Source organism: Brachymonas sp. KE5 (genome assembly GCF_057773645.1).
The window spans coordinates 1,432,988-1,449,920 of sequence record NZ_CM173463.1; the positions used below are offsets into that span (position 1 = coordinate 1,432,988).

The following is a 16,933-nucleotide window of genomic DNA, read 5'->3' on the forward strand; positions in this document are numbered from 1 at the left end:
CGATCACATTCTGTAAGGCCCATACAAAGCTGGGCTGGCATGATGGGCGGCTGAGTTCTCTTCAAACCGTCGTCGCACAAGGTCAATCATCGTTTTCATGGGCAACAGCACCAGATCCCGGCGGGGCAAGCCCCTGACTTCGCTGCAGTGGTGGCGCGACCTTCCCGCGCACCGGCAGGACCGTTTCATGGGCCTGTTTCCGGTGCTGGCGGTGCTGCTGTTCGTGATGGCGGTGGTGGCCGCCATCAGCTATCTGCGCATGGAAGAGATGCAGGCCGAGCAGCAATCGGTGCAACGCGATGGCGAGCATTCGCGCCAGCGCGTCAACTTGCGCCTGTCCGAGCGCCAGGAGCAATTGCAGAAGTTCGGGCGCGAACTGGATCCCGCCCGGGTTTCAACCGGGATGTTCACCCAGCAGGTAAGCCGTATGGCGCTCGACAACCCCGAGGTGCTGGACATGACCTGGCTGGACGCCGACGGCAACACGCGCGCCTCGCGGGAAATGCATGATTCCGGGGCCTACACCCTGGCCCGTCCGGGCGCCACCCTGCCTCTGCCCCAGGAGCGCAGCCTGCTCGAGGCCGTGTGCGAAGCACGGCAGGCGCGCTATGTGCTCATCACACGCCACGAAGGCGAGGACGCATTCCTCGCTTTCATGCTGCCACTGGGGCAGCGCGACGCACCGAATGGCTATCTGTACGCGCGCTACAACCTGTCATCGCTGCTGTATTACGCCATCCCTTCGGACGTGTTCGCCCAGTACGCCGTCTCGCTGATGGATGCGCACAAGCGCGTGGTAGCCGGCCAGAACGTCGATCCCGATGAAAAAGTGGCCTGGTGGCAGCTCTGGTCTTCCATGCACAACAGCGTGTACAACGCCCCGCTGGCAACAGTGGATAACGTGCTGACCCTGCATTTGCGCGCCTACCGTGCCAGCAGCAGCATGACCAACCGCGGCCTGTTCCTGCTGGTGCTGGCCCTGAGTGCACTCACTGCCTGGATGCTGATCGCCAACTGGCGTCACCTGCGCCGTCGCCAGCGTTCGCAGCAGGAACTGCTGTCCGAAACCAGCTTTCGCCGCGCCATGGAAAACTCGCTGGTCATCGGCATGCGCGCACTGGATCTGGACGGACGCATCAGCTACGTGAACGCGGCCTTCTGCCAGATGACCGGCTGGAGCGCGGAAGAACTGATCGGGCAGCGCCCGCCCTACTCCTTCTGGCATGAGGATGACCATACACGCCACCACCGCATCCTGAGCAAGACCCTGCAGGACCAGATCCCGCAGGGCGGCTACATCATGCGTGTGCAGCGCAAGAACGGCACCACCTTCGAGGCGCGCATCTACATGTCGCCGCTGATCGGCGTGGATGGCCGGCAGACGGGCTGGATGTCGTCCATGACGGACATCACCGAACCGAACCGCATCAAACGCCAGCTCACGAACGCCTACGAACGCTTCACCCGCGTGCTGGATGCGCTGGACGTGAGCATTTCCGTTGCGCCGCTCGGCAGCAACGAACTGCTGTTTGCCAACCAGGCCTACCGCCATTGGTTCAGCGACGACAACGCGGCAGGCCACATGCGCATGCTGACCAAGGCTGGCAGCCCCGGTGGCGACGCGACCGGCACCCCCCGCAGCGGCGAAGACCCGCTCGCCGGACTGCCGACCGCCGCGCTGCACGATGCCAGCAACAACACGGAAATCTACCTGTCGCAGCTCGACAAGTGGATCGAGGTGCGTTCGCGCTATCTGGAATGGGTGGACGGCCGGCTGGCACAGCTGGTGGTCGCCACCGACATCACCGCTCGCCGCCAGGCCGAGGAGCAAAGTGCCCAGCACGAGGCGCGCGCCCAGGCCGCGAGCCGTCTGGTCACCATGGGGGAAATGGCCTCCAGCGTGGCGCACGAGCTCAACCAGCCGCTCACCGCCATCAACAACTACTGCAACGGCATGATCAGCCGCCTGCGCAACGGACAGATCGACCAGGAGGCACTGCTGGGCGCACTGGACAAGACCTCGCGCCAGGCCCAGCGCGCCGGACAGATCATCCAGCGCATCCGCACCTTCGTGAAGCGCAGCACACCCAACTATTCGGATGCCGACGTCGAGACCATGGTGGTCGAGGCCGTGGAACTGGCCGAAATCGAGATGCGCCGCCGCAATGTGCGCCTGCAGTACAGCGTGGAGCGCGGCCTGCCCATCCTGCGCGTGGACAAAATCCTGGTGGAACAGGTGCTGATCAACCTGCTCAAGAACGCTGCCGAGGCCATCGACCAGGCAGGCATGCTGGCCGACCGCCGCCACGTACGCCTGGAGGTTTGCAGCACCGTGCGCGAAGACCGCCCGGTGGTGGAATTCAGCATCCAGGACCAGGGCACCGGCTTGTCGCAGGAAACGCTGGACCACCTGTTCGAGGCGTTCTACACCACCAAGGCCGAGGGCATGGGCATCGGCCTGAACCTGTGCCGCAGCATTGTTGAATCGCACCAGGGCCGATTGATGGCCGAGAACATCTACAATGACAATATGGTGGCTGGGTGCCGATTCACTTTCTGGCTGCCCATCCCCACCACCCCTGTTCCCAGCGACTCACAGACGATCACATCATGAGCTTGATTCCAGAAAAAGGCACCATTTACGTCGTGGATGATGACGAGGCCGTACGCGACTCGCTGCAGTGGCTGCTTGAGGGCAAGGGCTACCGCGTGCGCTGCTTCGACTCCGCCGAGACCTTTCTCAGCCGCTACGACCCGCGCGAGGTCGCCTGCATGTTCGTGGATATCCGCATGGATGGCATGAGCGGCCTGGATCTGCAGGATCGCCTGATCGAGCGCAAATCGCCGCTGCCCATCGTGTTCATCACTGGCCATGGCGACGTGCCCATGGCGGTCGAGACCATGAAAAAAGGCGCGCTCGACTTCATTCAGAAGCCTTTCCGCGAGGAAGACCTGGAAGCCCTGGTCGAGAAGATGCTGGATCGTGCGCGCGCCGCATTTGCCGAACACCAGCAGGCCAGCACACGCGAATCGCTGCTGGGCAAGCTCACCAACCGCGAAGCCCAGGTGCTGGAGCGCATCGTGGCCGGCCGCCTGAACAAGCAGATTGCCGATGACCTGAACATCAGCATCAAGACGGTGGAGGCGCACCGCGCCAATATCATGGAAAAACTCAACGCCAATACGGTGGCCGACCTGCTCAAGGTGGCACTGGGTTCCAACGCCCCCAAGTCCTGAGCACGCCCCACCCTGCACCAGCATTCCCGCCCGAGCGGGAATGTTTTTTTGATCAATCCATTTTTCCAGGATCTCCCATGACAGCCCAACTCATCAACGGTAACGAACTCTCCCGGAAACTGCGCGGCGAAGTGGCCGAGCGCGCCGCTGCGCTCAAGGCCAGGGGCATCACGCCCGGCTTGGCCGTGGTGCTGGTGGGCGCCAATCCGGCCAGCCAGGTCTACGTGCGCAACAAGGTCAAGGCCTGCGAAGACAACGGCCTGCACTCCGTGCTCGAAAAATACGACGCCTCAATGACCGAAGCCGAGCTGCTGGCCCGCGTGGACGCCCTGAACAACGACCCGTCCATCCACGGCATTCTGGTGCAACTGCCGCTGCCTGCACACATCGATGCCCAGAAAGTGATCGAGGCCATCAGCCCGGCCAAGGACGTGGACGGCTTCCATATCGCCAGCGCAGGCGCCCTGATGACCGGCATGCCCGGCTTCTGGCCCTGCACGCCCTACGGCTGCATGAAGATGCTGGAAAGCATCGGCTACGACCTGAAAGGCAAGCACGCCGTGGTGATCGGCCGCAGCAACATCGTGGGCAAGCCCATGGCGCTGATGCTGCTGGCCAAGGACGCCACCGTGACCGTCTGCCACAGCCGCACCGCCGACCTGAAGGCGCAGACCCTGCAGGCCGACGTCATCGTGGCCGCCGTGGGCAAGCGCAATGTACTGACCGCCGACATGGTCAAGCCCGGTGCCGTCGTGCTGGACGTGGGCATGAACCGCAACGACGAAGGCAAGCTCTGCGGCGACGTCGACTTTGATGGCGTGAAGGAAGTGGCCGGCTACATCACGCCGGTGCCGGGCGGCGTCGGCCCGATGACCATCACCATGCTGCTGGTCAACACCATCGAGGCTGCAGAACGCGAGGCGGCCGCGCGCTGATTCAGCGATAGCCTGTGCGCAAGTAGCGAATCGCTGTTCGCAATCGCTGGCCTGCCGCTCATGCGGCCGACCAGCGACTTCATCCCTCTCGCTGCGCACAAAATGGCCCGCCCCCGCAATCCCGAGTCTGCCACGCCGGGGCCAGCCCCCTTTCCTTGCCTCACAAGGTATCCCAATATCACCCTTGAAGGGTCGGCATTCAACCTTACATTGTCAGGATGACTGCACCCACCTCCGCTTCTCTCAGCCCTTCAACCAATCCCCTGCTCGACTTCGGCGCCCTGCCGCTGTTCGACCAGATCCGGCCCGAGCACGTTGCTCCGGCCATCAGCCAGTTACTGGCGGACGCCGACCAGGCCTTGGCCACCGTCACCGCTGCCGAGTTTCCTGCCAGCTGGCAGCAACTGGCCGCAACGCTGGATGTCGCTACGGAAAAGCTGGGTCGCGCCTGGGGCGCAGTCGGCCACCTCAAGAGCGTGTGCGACACCCCCGAATTGCGTGCCGCCTACAACGCCATGCTGCCCGCGGTATCCGATTTCTGGACGCGCCTGGGTGCCGATGAACGCCTCTATGCCAAATACAAGGCGATCGACGCCAACAGCCTCAACGCCGAACAGCAGCAAGCCTTGAAGAACGCCCTGCGCGGTTTCGTGCTGAGCGGCGCCGAACTGGAGGGCGCCGACCGCGAGCGCCACGCCGCCATCCAGGAACGCATGGCCGAGCTGACGCAGAAGTTCAGCGAAAACGCCCTCGATGCGACCGACACCTGGGCCTATTACGCCACGCTGGAAGAGTTGCAGGGCGTGCCGCAGGATGTGATCGACGCCGCGCGTGCAGCCGCTGAAGCCGATGGCAAGCAGGGTTACAAGCTGACCCTCAAGATCCCAAGCTACCTGCCCGTGATGCAGTTTGCCGACAACAGCGCCCTGCGCCAGAAGCTCTATCGCGCCTACAACACGCGCGCCTCGGAGCAGGCCGAAGGCGATGCCGTGAAGTACGACAACAGCGCCGTCATGGCCGAGATTCTGGCCCTGCGCCAGGAAGAAGCCGCGCTGCTGGGCTACACCAGCTTTGCCGAGGTCTCGCTGGTGCCCAAGATGGCCGACCGGCCGGACGAAGTCATCGGCTTCCTGCGCGATCTGGCCTCCAAGGCCCGCCCCTATGCCGAAAAGGACGTCGCCGACCTGCGCGAGTTTGCCGCCACGGAACTTAAGCTGCACGATCCCCAGCCCTGGGACTGGCCCTACATCAGCGAAAAGCTCAAGGAAGCGCGCTATGCCTTCAGCGAGCAGGAAGTGAAGCAGTACTTTCCGGCACCCAAGGTGCTGGCCGGCCTGTTCAAGATCGTCGAAAACCTGTTCGACGTCAGCATCCGGCGCGACCATGCGCCGGTCTGGCACGACAGCGTGGAGTTCTACCGTCTGGAACGCAACGGTGTGCTGGTGGGCCAGTTCTACCTCGATCCGCCCGCACGCCAGGGCAAGCGCGGCGGCGCCTGGATGGACGACGTGCGCGCCCGCTGGGTGCGCCCGGACGACGGCAGCCTGCAGACCCCGGTCGCCCATCTGGTCTGCAACTTTGCCGAAGGCGTGGGCGGCAAGCCGCCGCTGCTGACACACGATGACGTGATCACGCTGTTCCACGAAACCGGCCACGGCCTGCACCACATGCTGACGCAGGTGAACGAGCACGATGTTTCCGGCATCAGCGGCGTGGAATGGGATGCTGTGGAACTGCCCAGCCAGTTCATGGAAAACTTCTGCTGGGAATGGAGCGTGCTGCGCGACATGACGGCCCATGTGGATACCGGCGAGCCGCTGCCGCGCGAACTGTACGAGCGCATGCTGGCCGCACGCAACTTCCAGAGCGGCATGCAAACGCTGCGTCAGGTGGAATTCGCCCTGTTCGACATGCTGCTGCACAGCCAGAATCCGGCGCCGACCGACGTGATGCCGCTGCTGCACGCCGTGCGCCAGGAAGTAGCCGTGATCCTGCCGCCCGAGTGGAACCGCATGGCGCACACTTTCAGCCATATCTTTGCCGGCGGCTACTCGGCGGGATACTACAGCTACAAGTGGGCCGAGGTGCTGAGCGCCGATGCCTACGCCGCCTTCGAGGAAACCGCCGCCTTCGACGGCACACCCGACCCGGCCACGGCCCGCCGCTTCCGCGAGGAAATCCTGGAGCGCGGCGGCAGCCGTCCGGCCATGGAGTCCTTCAAGGCCTTCCGCGGCCGCACGCCCAGCATCGAGGCGCTGCTGCGGCATCAGGGCATGGCCGAGCCGGCCTGAGCGGTTTCGTCAGCCTGGCGTGACCCAGGGCATTGACTGAATCTCACCCCGGTCGCCGTAATACATCATGCAATCCCGAGCGCGCGTGGAGGCTTCCACGCGCGCTTCAGCGTATCGTCACGGCAACATTTTGGCTTGACGCATCCGTAACAATGGTGCGCTGCATCAATTCGTGGCCCAAAAGTGTCCATGGATGCTTTCGACGTCTGTAAAATTCACCTGCAAAGTGTGATGCGGACGAAGTTCTGACGGCCTTTGTGGCAGGTTAATACCTGCCCTGATCCGGAAAGAGCGCAGGATTGTGTCGTGTGTGTGCGGGACGGTGCGCCTCTCCGGGGGTTTATATCTCCTCACGATACGGGCACGACAAGATGCTACAAAACACCTCCCTCGACTCTTTCCTGGCCACGCTGATCAAGCGCGACCCCAATCAACCCGAATTCCTGCAGGCGGTCAAGGAAGTGTTGTCGAGCCTGTGGCCGTTCGTGCAGCAGAATCCGCGCTACGCCCAGCAAGCCCTGCTCGAGCGTCTGTGCGAACCCGAGCGCGTGATCCAGTTCCGCGTGAGCTGGCAGGATGACAAGGGCCAGACCCACGTCAACCGCGCTTTCCGCATCCAGCACAGCAATGCCATCGGCCCGTTCAAGGGCGGCATGCGCTTTCACCCCTCCGTCAACCTGTCCATCCTGAAGTTCCTGGCTTTCGAGCAGACCTTCAAGAACGCACTGACCACGCTGCCCATGGGCGGCGGCAAGGGCGGCTCCGATTTCGACCCCAAGGGCAAGAGCGACAACGAAGTGATGCGCTTCTGCCAGGCCTTGATGACCGAGCTGTACCGCCACATCGGCCCCGACACCGACGTGCCTGCTGGCGACATCGGCGTGGGCGCGCGTGAAGTGGGCTTCATGAACGGCATGATGAAGAAGCTGTCGAACAACACCGGCACCGTCTTCACCGGCCGCGGCCTGACCTACGGCGGCAGCCTGATCCGCCCCGAAGCCACCGGCTACGGCACCGTGTACTTTGCCCAGGCCATGCTGCAGCATGCCGGCAACTCCATGGAAGGCAAAACCGTCTCCGTGTCCGGCTCCGGCAACGTGGCCCAGTACGCCATCGAGAAGGCCATGGAATTCGGCGCCAAGGTGGTGACCGCTTCCGACTCCAATGGTACCGTGTATGACGCCAACGGCTTCACGAAGGAGAAGCTGCTGGCCCTGATGGACCTGAAGAACGAGAAGCGCGGCCGCATGAGCGAGTTTGCCGAGCAGTTCGGCCTGCAGTACGAAGAAGGCAAAACCCCGTGGCACATCCCGGTGGACATTGCCCTGCCCTGCGCCACCCAGAACGAACTCAACGAGGAAGACGCCAAGACCCTGGTGAAGAACGGCGTGATCTGCGTGGCCGAAGGTGCCAACATGCCCAGCACGCTGGAAGCCGTGGAAGTGTTCCTGGCCAACGAAAAAGTGCTGTACGCACCTGGCAAGGCCAGCAACGCCGGCGGTGTGGCCGTGTCCGGCCTGGAAATGGCCCAGGGCGCCCAGCGCCTGTACTGGAGCAGCCAGGAAGTCGACGCCAAGCTGCTGAACATCATGACCGACATCCACAGCAACTGCGTGGCTTACGGCAGCAAGGACGGCAAGGGCCGCGTCAACTACGTGGACGGTGCCAACATCGCCGGCTTCGTCAAAGTGGCCGATGCCATGCTGGCCCAAGGCGTTTGCTGATTGCCTGATGCGGCTGCTGCCCTCCTTCACGGAGGGCTGACAAAAGAAAAAACCCGGAAGGTTTGCACCGACCGGGTTTTTTCATGGGTTAATCGGGCGATCAGTAGAGCAGTGTCTCGACGCCCTGCTCCGTGCCCAGAAGGCACACATGCGCCTTCTGGTGCGCAAACACGCCCACGGTGACCACCCCTGGCCACTGGTTGACCAGATTCTCGAAGGCAAGCGGATCGGTGATGCGCAGGCCGTGCACATCGAGGATATGCTGGCCGTTGTCAGTCACCAGCGGCACGCCGTCCTTGAGGCGGACGCTGGCCTGTCCGCCCATTTCCTCGAACTGGCGCATGATCCGGCCGGCGGCCATGGGGATGATCTCGACCGGCAGCGGGAAAGCGCCGAGCGCCTCCACGCGCTTGCTGGCATCGACAATACAGACGAAACGGCGGCTTTGCGCGGCAACGATCTTCTCGCGCGTCAGCGCCGCGCCGCCGCCCTTGATCATGTAGCCGTGGCCGTCAATCTCGTCAGCGCCGTCGATATACACATCCAGCCATTCCACCTCTTCCGCAGGGAACACCGGAATGCCCAGCGCCTGCAGACGCTCGGTGGAAGCCACCGAACTGCTCACCGCGCCCTGGATCTGGTCCTTCATGGTGCCCAGCGCATCAATGAACTTGTTGACGGTGGAACCCGTCCCCACGCCGACGATGGTGCCGGGGGTGACGTAGTTGAGGGCGGCCTGGCCGACCAGGGTTTTGAGTTCGTCTTGGGTCATGGGCTGCTTTTCCTGCAAAGGATTTGGGACAATACGCATATTGTGCCCGCTGCAGCAGGCACACCAACAACTAGAACACAGCAATATGTCCCTGATCCCCTACTCCCTGTCCCGCTCCGTGCTGTTCCGCCTGGATGCGGAAACCGCCCACGAAACCACCATCGACATGCTGGCAAAGACCCAGCACTCCTCGCTGCTGCGCCGCGCCTATACGCAGCCCTTCGTGGACGATCCGGTGATGCTGTGCGGGCTGCGTTTTCCCAACCGCGTGGGCCTGGCCGCCGGTCTGGACAAGAACGCGCGCTGCATTGCGGCCTGGGAGGCGATGGGGTTTGGCTCGATCGAGGTGGGCACCGTCACGCCCAAGGGCCAGCCGGGCAACCCCAAGCCACGTATTTTCCGGCTGCCCAAGGCCAACGCGTTGATCAACCGGCTGGGCTTCAACAACGAGGGGCTGGAGGCCTTTGTGCGCAATGTGCAGCGCACACGGCCAGCCAATAGCCGCAGCCTGCTGGGCCTGAACATCGGCAAGAACGCGAGCACGCCGATCGAGCAGGCGGCGGACGACTACCTCATCTGCCTGGATGGCGTCTATCCCTGGGCCGATTACGTGACGGTGAACATCAGCAGCCCCAACACCAAGAACCTGCGTGCGCTGCAGAGCGACGAGGCGCTGGATGCCCTGCTGGACACCCTGATGCAGCGCCGCGCCGCGCTGGCGCAACAGCATGGCAAGGACAAGCCGCTGTTCATCAAGATCGCCCCGGATCTGGAGCAGGACCAGATCGAGTTGATTGCCACCACGCTGCGCCGCTATGGCTGCAATGCCGATGGCAGCCATGCCGGCAAGCTGGGCGTGATTGCCACCAACACCACCATCGGGCGCGAGGCTGTGCAGGGCCTGCCCCACGCGGAGGAAACCGGCGGCCTGAGCGGCGCACCCGTGCTGGAAAAGAGCAACCACGTCATCCGCGAGCTGCGTGCGAAGCTGGGCAAGGACTTCCCGATCATCGGCGTGGGCGGTGTGCTGAGCGGCGAGGATGCGCGCAGCAAGCTGGCTGCAGGAGCGGATCTGGTGCAGATCTACACCGGCCTGATCTATCGCGGGCCGGCGCTGGTGCATGAGGTGGCGAAAGCGTTGAAGCGTTAAAGCGCGGGCGCCCCCGGCCGGTCAGCGGCTCAGTCCTGCCGCTGCTTCAGGATATAGCGATCCGCCAGCACGCCGGTGATCAGGCTGCCGTCCTTGTTCAGCAGGCGGGCCGAGCCGCCCAGCACCTGGTAGCGGCGGTTCTGGGCATTCTGGTCCAGCTGCACCACGGTGTGATCGGCATTCCAACTGAAGGCTCCCCGCATGATGCTGGGCAGGCTGTTGCTGCCTTCGCGTTTCATGCTGAGGATATAGGTGTGGTTCTCGTACAGCGACAGTAGCGTGCGGATGCCCTCGCAATCGCCACAGGGCAGCATGCCGTCGTAGTGGCCGACCCAGGACAGGTCCTGCGCCGGGGCCTCCGGCTCGGATGCGACCGGAACGCGCGGCAAAGAAGCATCCTGCACCGGCGTGACGACGACGCCGGCATCTTCCAGCTGGTCCTGCACGGAGGGCGGCGGCGGAACGGGCGCGGGGATGCGGGATGGAACGGTACTGCGGGTTTCAACGGGCGCGGAGCGGCGGCCATCGACCGGCGGCCAGCCCGGATTGTCGAGCGACACGGTGGCGCAGCCGGCCAGCCAGGCGGCTCCGGCCAGTGTCAGGGTCATTTGCAAGGTGCGGGACAGGGCTCGCATGGGGAATCTCTCCTGGTCAGTCTGATTCGTGCATCGGCCCTATTGTGCATCGCGCGGACGGGCCGGTGCCGGAACGGGTTCAGTCGATCGGCGTGAGCTTGGCGACGCTCAAGGCCAGCCACTTCACGCCGTGGCGGCTGAAGTTGATCTGCGCCTTGGCATCGGCGCCGCTGCCTTCCAGCATCTGCACCGTGCCTTCGCCGAACTTGGTGTGGAACACGCGCATGCCTTTCTTCAGGCCATGCGCCGGTTCGGTCTTGCGCACCACTTCGGCTGCGCCCTGCCCCACGGCCTGGCGCACGTCGCGGTTCCAGCTATCGCCCTGGCTGCCGCCCCAGCGGCCTTCGTAGCCCGGCATGGCATCGGCAAAGCCGGCGCGCTTGGGGGTGATCCACTTGAGGCATTCCTCGGGCAGTTCGTCGAAGAAGCGGCTGCGGATGTTGTAGCGCGTCTGGCCGTGCAGCAGGCGCGTCTGCGCGTGGCTCAGGTAGAGGCGCTGGCGTGCGCGGGTGATGGCCACATACATCAGGCGGCGCTCTTCTTCCAGACCGTCGTAGTCGTTGAGGGAGTTCTCGTGCGGGAACAAACCCTCTTCCAGGCCGCTGATGAACACGTTGTTGAATTCCAGGCCCTTTGCGGCGTGCACGGTCATCAGCTGCACGGCGTCCTGGCCAGCCTGAGCCTGGTTGTCTCCGGCCTCCAGAGCCGCATGGGTGAGGAAGGCGGCCAGCGGAGACAGGGTTTCGCCATCGGGCAGCACGTCGGCCGCACTGGCCGTGATCGCCGCATCCTGCGCGGCGGCCTCGCTCTCGCCGGGCCAGGCGGGTGCTGCGCTGGTATCGAGCTGGTGCATGCCGGCGCTTTCCTTGCCAAAGCCTTCCAGACTGACAAAGCTTTCGGCGGCGTTGACCAGTTCCTGCAGGTTTTCCACCCGGTCGGCGCCGTCGCGCTCGTTGCGGTAATGCTCCAGCAGACCGCTGTTTTCCAGCACCAGCTCGACGATTTCCTTCAGCGTGATCTGGTCTGCCTGCTCGCGCATGGCATCGATTTTGGCCACGAACGAGGCCAGATTGGCCCCGGCCTTGCCGGGCACCTGCTGCACCGCATCCACCAGCGCGGTATTGCCGCCGCGGGCGGCATCCTGCAACTGCTCCAGCGTGCGTGCCCCGATGCCGCGCGGCGGAAAGTTCACCACGCGCAGGAAGGAAGTGTCATCGCGCGAATTGTCCAGCAGGCGCAGGTAGGCCAGCGCGTGCTTGATCTCAGCTCGCTCGAAAAAGCGCAGGCCGCCATACACGCGGTAGGGAATCGCATGGTTGAACAGCGTCGATTCGATCACCCGGCTCTGCGCGTTGCTGCGGTAGAGAATGGCGACTTCCTTGCGCGCACTGCCGTCGCGCACCAGTTGCTTGATCTCGTCGACGATCCACTGTGCCTCGGCCAGATCGCCAGGCAGCTCCACCACGCGGACCGGCTCGCCGCAGCCCTGGTCGGTACGCAGGTTCTTGCCCAGGCGGCGCGTGTTATGACTGATCAGTGCGTTCGCACTGTCCAGAATGTTGCTGTAGCTGCGGTAGTTCTGTTCCAGCTTGATCTGGTGCTGCACTTTCAGTTCGGTGACGAAATCGTTCATGTTGCCCACGCGCGCACCGCGGAAGGCGTAGATGCTCTGGTCATCGTCGCCCACCGCGAAGATGGCATTGCGCGGCACCGGACTGCCCGCCTCGGGCACGAACTGCTTGAGCCAGAGGTACTGCAGGCGGTTGGTATCCTGGAACTCGTCCACGAGAATGTGGCGGAAGCGGCGCTGGTAATGCTGGCGCACCAGCGGATAGTCACGGAGGATTTCGTAGCTGCGCAGCATCAGTTCGCCAAAGTCCACCACGCCTTCGCGCTGGCACTGCTCCTCGTAGAGCTGATAGATCTCTACCTTCTTGCGGCTTTCGGCATCACGCACCGGCACGTCGCCCGGGCGCATGCCCTCTTCCTTGCAGCCGCCGATGAACCACTGCATCTGCTTGGCGGGGAATTGGTCATCATTGATGTTGAACTGCTTGTACAGGCGCTTGATGGCCGAGAGCTGGTCCTGCGTGTCCAGGATCTGGAAGCCCTGCGGCAGGTTCGCCACCTTGTAGTGCGCACGCAGAAAGCGGTTGCACAGACCGTGGAAGGTGCCGATCCACATGCCGCGCACGTTGATGGGCAGCATGGCCGACAGGCGCGCCGCCATCTCTTTGGCCGCCTTGTTGGTAAACGTCACGGCCATGATGCCGCCGGGCGATACGCGCTGCTGCTGCAATAGCCATGCAATGCGTGTGGTCAGCACGCGCGTCTTGCCGGAGCCGGCACCGGCCAGAATCAGGGCATGCTCGTCGGGGAGCGTGACGGCCCGCATCTGCTCGTCGTTCAGGCCGCGCAGCAGGGCATCGCCGGCGCCTGCCATGGGGGCGGCGGGCGCAAAGAAATCATCGTCGAATAGGGAAGACATGGTGCTATTGTAGAAAGCTGAGCGCCCCATGCACGATGTGCCGATCAAGGCTAGAATTAACTACCGGGCCCAAGTATTTGCGCCCGGTTTTTTGTGCCTGCTTCACAGGCATGACCGGGGACCGCGGTGCAATCCAAGTGCCTTTCTTTTTGTCTGTTTCTTCGCAAGCAAAGGACTTGGAATTCCATGGAAATCTTCGACTACGACCACGTACTCCTGCTGCCGCGCAAATGCCGCGTCGAAAGCCGCAGTCAGTGCGACACCAGCGTGCAGTTCGGCCCGCGCAGCTTCAAGCTCCCCGCCGTGCCCGCCAACATGAAAACCGTGGTGGACGAGCCGCTGTGCATCTGGCTGGCACAGAATGGCTATTTCTACGTGATGCACCGTTTCGACCTGGATTCGGTCGCCTTCGTGCGCCGCATGCACGAACTGGGGCTGTATGCCAGCATCTCGCTGGGCATCAAGGAGGAGGACCGCGCCACCGTCGACACCTTGGCTCGGGAGGGTCTGGTGCCCGAATACATCACCATCGACATCGCCCACGGCCATGCCGATTCGGTCAAGCACATGATCGGCCACATCAAGGACAGGCTGCCGCAGAGTTTCGTGATTGCCGGCAACGTCGGTACGCCCGAGGCGGTGATCGATATGGAGAACTGGGGCGCTGACGCCACCAAGGTCGGCATCGGTCCGGGCAAGGTGTGCATCACCAAGCTCAAGACCGGCTTCGGTACCGGCGGGTGGCAGCTCAGCGCGGTGAAATGGTGCGCACGCGTGGCTACCAAGCCGCTGATTGCCGATGGCGGCATTCGCAGCCATGGCGATATTGCCAAATCCATCCGCTTCGGCGCCACCATGGTGATGGTCGGTTCGCTGTTTGCCGGCCATGAGGAATCCCCCGGCCGCACGGTGGAAGTGGACGGCGAGCTGTTCAAGGAATACTACGGCTCGGCCAGCGATTTCAACAAGGGCGAATATCGCCATGTGGAGGGCAAGCGCATTCTGGAGCCCATCACGGGCAAGCTGGCCGACACCCTGCTGGAAATGCAGCAGGATCTGCAAAGCTCCATCAGCTATTCGGGCGGACGTGCCTTGATGGATATCCGCAAGGTAAATTACGTCATACTGGGCGGCGACAATAATGCCGAACACCTGCTGATGTAATTGATGCACCGCTCCTTCAAACTGCTTGCCGCCCTGCTGCTGGTCCTGCTGCTGCAGGCCTGCGCCTCCGTCCAGTACCAGCCGCTGGCAACCATCGACCGCATAGCCCCTCAGGAAGGCTACCGCCTGCGCCAGGCCATTACGCGCCAGCAGTTGCCGGGCAATGCGGACGACATCTTCATGGTGGTGATGTTCTCCGGGGGGGGTTCGCGCGCGGCGGCGCTGGGCTATGGCGTGCTGGACGAACTCCGCAGGCAGCAGTTCGAATGGAATGGCAAGACGCACCGGCTGTTCGACCAGGTGGATCTGACCTTCGGGGTTTCCGGCGGATCCATCCTGTCTGCCTACTACGCGCTGCATGGCGAAGACATGTTCGGCGATTTCGAGCGGGATTTTCTCAAGCAGAACCTGCAGGGCAATATCGCGCGCAAGGCTTTCACCATTACCAATTGGTCGCGCCTGACCTCGCCCCAGTTCGGGCGCGGTGACCTGCTGGAGGAACAGCTGAACCTGGCCCTGTTCCGTCACGCCACTTTTGGCGATCTGGCGCACAGGCGCAAAGGCCCGTTCACCGTTATCGGCAGTACCGACATGGCCTCGGGCACGCGGCTGGATTTCACGCAGGAGGCCTTCGATCCGCTCTGCCTGGATCTCTCTGCCCTGCCGCTGGCGCGGGCCGTGGCGGCCTCCAGCGCTGTACCGCTGGTATTTTCGCCCCTCACGCTCAACAACAACGGCGGGCATTGCGGCTACGCCGTGCCTGGCGAGATGGAGCAGGCCGTGTTCTACGCCGACCCGAACGCCCTGCAAACCACCACCCGCCGCGAACTGCTCGACAATGTGCTGAGCTACGGCAACCGCGAGAAACGTCCCTATATCCACCTCCTCGATGGCGGCCTGGTGGACAACCTCGGCATGCGCAGCCTGCTGGACATGACGCAGCTCTACAGCAACAAGCAGCTGTATGACCAGTTCACGGTGCACAATACACGCAAGATCGTGGTCATCAACGTCAATGCGCAGAACCGCATGGACACCACCATCGACCGTAGTGCCGACGTGCCGCGCCTGCGCGAGGTGGTACAGGCCCTGATCAACATCCCGATCGACCGCAACTCACAGGAAAGCGTGCGCCAGTTCCGCCGCCTGGCCGACAACTGGCGCAAGGACGAGGAACGGCGCGTGCAGCTGCAAGGCGGCGAGCCGATCGAGTTGTACTTCATCAGCCTCACACTGAAGGATCTGGCCGACTCCGCATTGCGCGAGGAAATGCTGAATGTGCCAACCTCGCTCTACCTGCCGGGGCCGACCGTGGAAAAGCTCAAGCGCGCGGGGGCAGACCTGCTGAACCAGTCCGAGGAGTTCGGACAATTGCGCAAGGCGCTGGGCTTGCGACGCGACGAGCGCTGACGCGTACGGATCCAGCCGCTATCATTGCCGCATTCGCCGCCCTGCGGCGCCCCGCTTCTCCTGTTCATGACTGATTCCCCTTCCGATCATCCTGTGCTGGCCCTGCTTGGCACGGGTGCCATGGGCTTTCCCATGGCCCGCCGCCTGTGCCAGGCCGGCTTTGCCGTCCACGTCTGGAACCGCACGGCCAGCAAGGCCAACGGCCTGACCGAATATGGCGCCATCGTCCACCCCACCGCTGCCGAAGCCGCCGCGCGGGCTCATATCCTCATCAGCATGCTGGAAAACGGCCAGGTCGTGCGCGAAGTGCTATTCAACCAGGGCGTGGCCGATGCCATGCGTCCCGGCGCCCTGTGGATCGACATGGCCAGCATCGCCCCCACGGAAGCGAGGGAACATGCACAGCAGTTGGCAGTCCTTGGCTTACGTGCACTGGACGCGCCAGTGTCAGGAGGCACGATTGGAGCCGAACAGGGCACGCTGTCCATCATGGCAGGAGGGTCTGCAGCTGATTTTGCCGAAGCCCAAATCGTGTTCGCCCCCCTCGGCCGATCCACGCACGTAGGCCCGGCTGGCAGCGGCCAGCTTGCGAAAGTGGCCAACCAGATGATCGTCGGCACCACCATCGGCGCCGTTGCCGAGGCCCTCATCCTGTGCGCCAAGGGCGGCGCCGACATGGGCAAGGTGCGCGAGGCCCTGATGGGCGGTTTTGCCGACAGCCGCATCCTGACCCTGCACGGCGAGCGCATGGTGCAGCGCGATTTCGCCAAACGCGCCCGCATGGATGTGCAACTCAAGGACATGCGCAACGCCATGAGCACGGCAGCAGAGCTGGACTGCACGCTGCCCATCGCGTCGCTGGTGGAGCAACTGTATGGCGAAGCCATTGCCCACGGGCTGGCCGAACTCGACCATTCCGGCCTGTTCGTGGAACTGGCGCATCGCAATGGGGTGGAATGAATCAATGACCGATCTGCGCCATCAACCTTTGTTGCTAACGTGCCGTCTTGCGGCATATCGCGCCATGCCGCTTGGCACACCTTCCGTGGATAGATCGGGAACATATTCAACCAATTCCGTATTTGTTCCTGATCAGGGCTTTATTCTCGGTAACGGAGTCTATGGAA

General features: G+C 63.5%; 12 protein-coding genes. 9 read left to right on the top strand and 3 right to left on the bottom strand.

Annotation, left to right across the window (positions count from 1 at the left end; all coding sequences use genetic code 11):
• Nucleotides 1-97 precede the first annotated feature (97 nt).
• The 5 genes from ACX36O_RS06785 (at nucleotide 98) to gdhA (ending at nucleotide 8,187) form a co-directional block, all read left to right on the top strand.
• Nucleotides 98-2,614 (top strand): PAS domain-containing sensor histidine kinase, encoded by a 2,517-nt coding sequence (locus tag ACX36O_RS06785; protein WP_488359538.1) that lies wholly within the window; start codon nucleotides 98-100, stop codon nucleotides 2,612-2,614.
• Nucleotides 2,611-3,237: a response regulator transcription factor gene (locus tag ACX36O_RS06790; RefSeq protein WP_213360700.1), complete on the top strand. Its 627-nt coding sequence runs from the start codon at nucleotides 2,611-2,613 to the stop codon at nucleotides 3,235-3,237. The genes ACX36O_RS06785 and ACX36O_RS06790 overlap by 4 nt, the downstream gene beginning before the upstream one ends.
• 77 nt (nucleotides 3,238-3,314) lie before the next feature.
• Nucleotides 3,315-4,172, top strand: a complete 858-nt coding sequence (gene folD / locus ACX36O_RS06795; protein WP_371686275.1) for a bifunctional methylenetetrahydrofolate dehydrogenase/methenyltetrahydrofolate cyclohydrolase FolD — start codon at nucleotides 3,315-3,317, stop codon at nucleotides 4,170-4,172.
• A 218-nt stretch (nucleotides 4,173-4,390) separates the two neighbouring features.
• Nucleotides 4,391-6,463, top strand: coding sequence for a M3 family metallopeptidase (locus ACX36O_RS06800; RefSeq protein WP_488359539.1), 2,073 nt, complete (start codon nucleotides 4,391-4,393; stop codon nucleotides 6,461-6,463).
• Nucleotides 6,464-6,834: 371 nt separating this feature from the next.
• Nucleotides 6,835-8,187 carry an NADP-specific glutamate dehydrogenase gene (gene gdhA, locus ACX36O_RS06805; protein ID WP_213360703.1) on the top strand — a complete coding sequence of 451 codons (1,353 nt, stop codon included), beginning with the start codon at nucleotides 6,835-6,837 and terminating at the stop codon, nucleotides 8,185-8,187.
• Between the two features lie 100 nt (nucleotides 8,188-8,287).
• On the opposite strand, the gene rpiA is transcribed toward gdhA, so the two are convergent.
• Nucleotides 8,288-8,959 carry a ribose-5-phosphate isomerase RpiA gene (gene rpiA / locus ACX36O_RS06810; protein WP_213360704.1) on the bottom strand — a complete coding sequence of 224 codons (672 nt, stop codon included), beginning with the start codon at nucleotides 8,957-8,959 and terminating at the stop codon, nucleotides 8,288-8,290.
• 85 nt (nucleotides 8,960-9,044) lie between these two features.
• Between rpiA and ACX36O_RS06815 the strand changes: the two genes are divergently transcribed.
• On the top strand, nucleotides 9,045-10,109 hold the full coding sequence (locus tag ACX36O_RS06815; RefSeq protein ID WP_213360705.1) for a quinone-dependent dihydroorotate dehydrogenase: 1,065 nt from the start codon (nucleotides 9,045-9,047) through the stop codon (nucleotides 10,107-10,109).
• Between the two features lie 29 nt (nucleotides 10,110-10,138).
• On the opposite strand, the gene ACX36O_RS06820 is transcribed toward ACX36O_RS06815, so the two are convergent.
• Both ACX36O_RS06820 and ACX36O_RS06825 read right to left on the bottom strand, forming a co-directional pair.
• Entirely contained in the window at nucleotides 10,139-10,744 is a 606-nt protein-coding gene (locus ACX36O_RS06820) for a copper resistance protein NlpE (protein WP_371686273.1), read from the bottom strand.
• A gap of 79 nt (nucleotides 10,745-10,823) precedes the next feature.
• Entirely contained in the window at nucleotides 10,824-13,232 is a 2,409-nt protein-coding gene (locus ACX36O_RS06825) for a UvrD-helicase domain-containing protein (protein ID WP_371686272.1), read from the bottom strand.
• 186 nt (nucleotides 13,233-13,418) lie between these two features.
• Here ACX36O_RS06825 and ACX36O_RS06830 point away from each other — a divergent pair, with 186 nt between their 5' ends.
• The 3 genes from ACX36O_RS06830 to ACX36O_RS06840 all read left to right on the top strand — a co-directional run bounded on the left by ACX36O_RS06830 (nucleotide 13,419) and on the right by ACX36O_RS06840 (nucleotide 16,766).
• Nucleotides 13,419-14,396, top strand: a complete 978-nt coding sequence (locus ACX36O_RS06830) for a GMP reductase (protein ID WP_213360710.1) — start codon at nucleotides 13,419-13,421, stop codon at nucleotides 14,394-14,396.
• A 3-nt stretch (nucleotides 14,397-14,399) separates the two neighbouring features.
• Nucleotides 14,400-15,806 carry a patatin-like phospholipase family protein gene (locus ACX36O_RS06835; RefSeq protein WP_213360712.1) on the top strand — a complete coding sequence of 469 codons (1,407 nt, stop codon included), beginning with the start codon at nucleotides 14,400-14,402 and terminating at the stop codon, nucleotides 15,804-15,806.
• A gap of 66 nt (nucleotides 15,807-15,872) precedes the next feature.
• Complete coding sequence (locus ACX36O_RS06840) at nucleotides 15,873-16,766, top strand: NAD(P)-dependent oxidoreductase (RefSeq protein WP_213360714.1); 894 nt, start codon at nucleotides 15,873-15,875, stop codon at nucleotides 16,764-16,766.
• The last annotated feature ends 167 nt before the right edge of the window (nucleotides 16,767-16,933 follow it).

Bases quoted from the DNA above. Each gene is read 5' to 3' on its own strand.
- ACX36O_RS06815 (WP_213360705.1), top strand. From the start codon at position 9,045: ATGTCCCTGATCCCCTACTCCCTGTCCCGCTCCGTGCTGTTCCGCCTG.
- ACX36O_RS06800 (WP_488359539.1), top strand. From the start codon at position 4,391: ATGACTGCACCCACCTCCGCTTCTCTCAGCCCTTCAACCAATCCCCTG.
- ACX36O_RS06825 (WP_371686272.1), bottom strand. From the start codon at position 13,232: ATGTCTTCCCTATTCGACGATGATTTCTTTGCGCCCGCCGCCCCCATG.
- rpiA (WP_213360704.1), bottom strand. From the start codon at position 8,959: ATGACCCAAGACGAACTCAAAACCCTGGTCGGCCAGGCCGCCCTCAAC.
- folD (WP_371686275.1), top strand. From the start codon at position 3,315: ATGACAGCCCAACTCATCAACGGTAACGAACTCTCCCGGAAACTGCGC.
- ACX36O_RS06830 (WP_213360710.1), top strand. From the start codon at position 13,419: ATGGAAATCTTCGACTACGACCACGTACTCCTGCTGCCGCGCAAATGC.
- gdhA (WP_213360703.1), top strand. From the start codon at position 6,835: ATGCTACAAAACACCTCCCTCGACTCTTTCCTGGCCACGCTGATCAAG.
- ACX36O_RS06820 (WP_371686273.1), bottom strand. From the start codon at position 10,744: ATGCGAGCCCTGTCCCGCACCTTGCAAATGACCCTGACACTGGCCGGA.
- ACX36O_RS06840 (WP_213360714.1), top strand. From the start codon at position 15,873: ATGACTGATTCCCCTTCCGATCATCCTGTGCTGGCCCTGCTTGGCACG.
- ACX36O_RS06835 (WP_213360712.1), top strand. From the start codon at position 14,400: ATGCACCGCTCCTTCAAACTGCTTGCCGCCCTGCTGCTGGTCCTGCTG.
- ACX36O_RS06785 (WP_488359538.1), top strand. From the start codon at position 98: ATGGGCAACAGCACCAGATCCCGGCGGGGCAAGCCCCTGACTTCGCTG.
- ACX36O_RS06790 (WP_213360700.1), top strand. From the start codon at position 2,611: ATGAGCTTGATTCCAGAAAAAGGCACCATTTACGTCGTGGATGATGAC.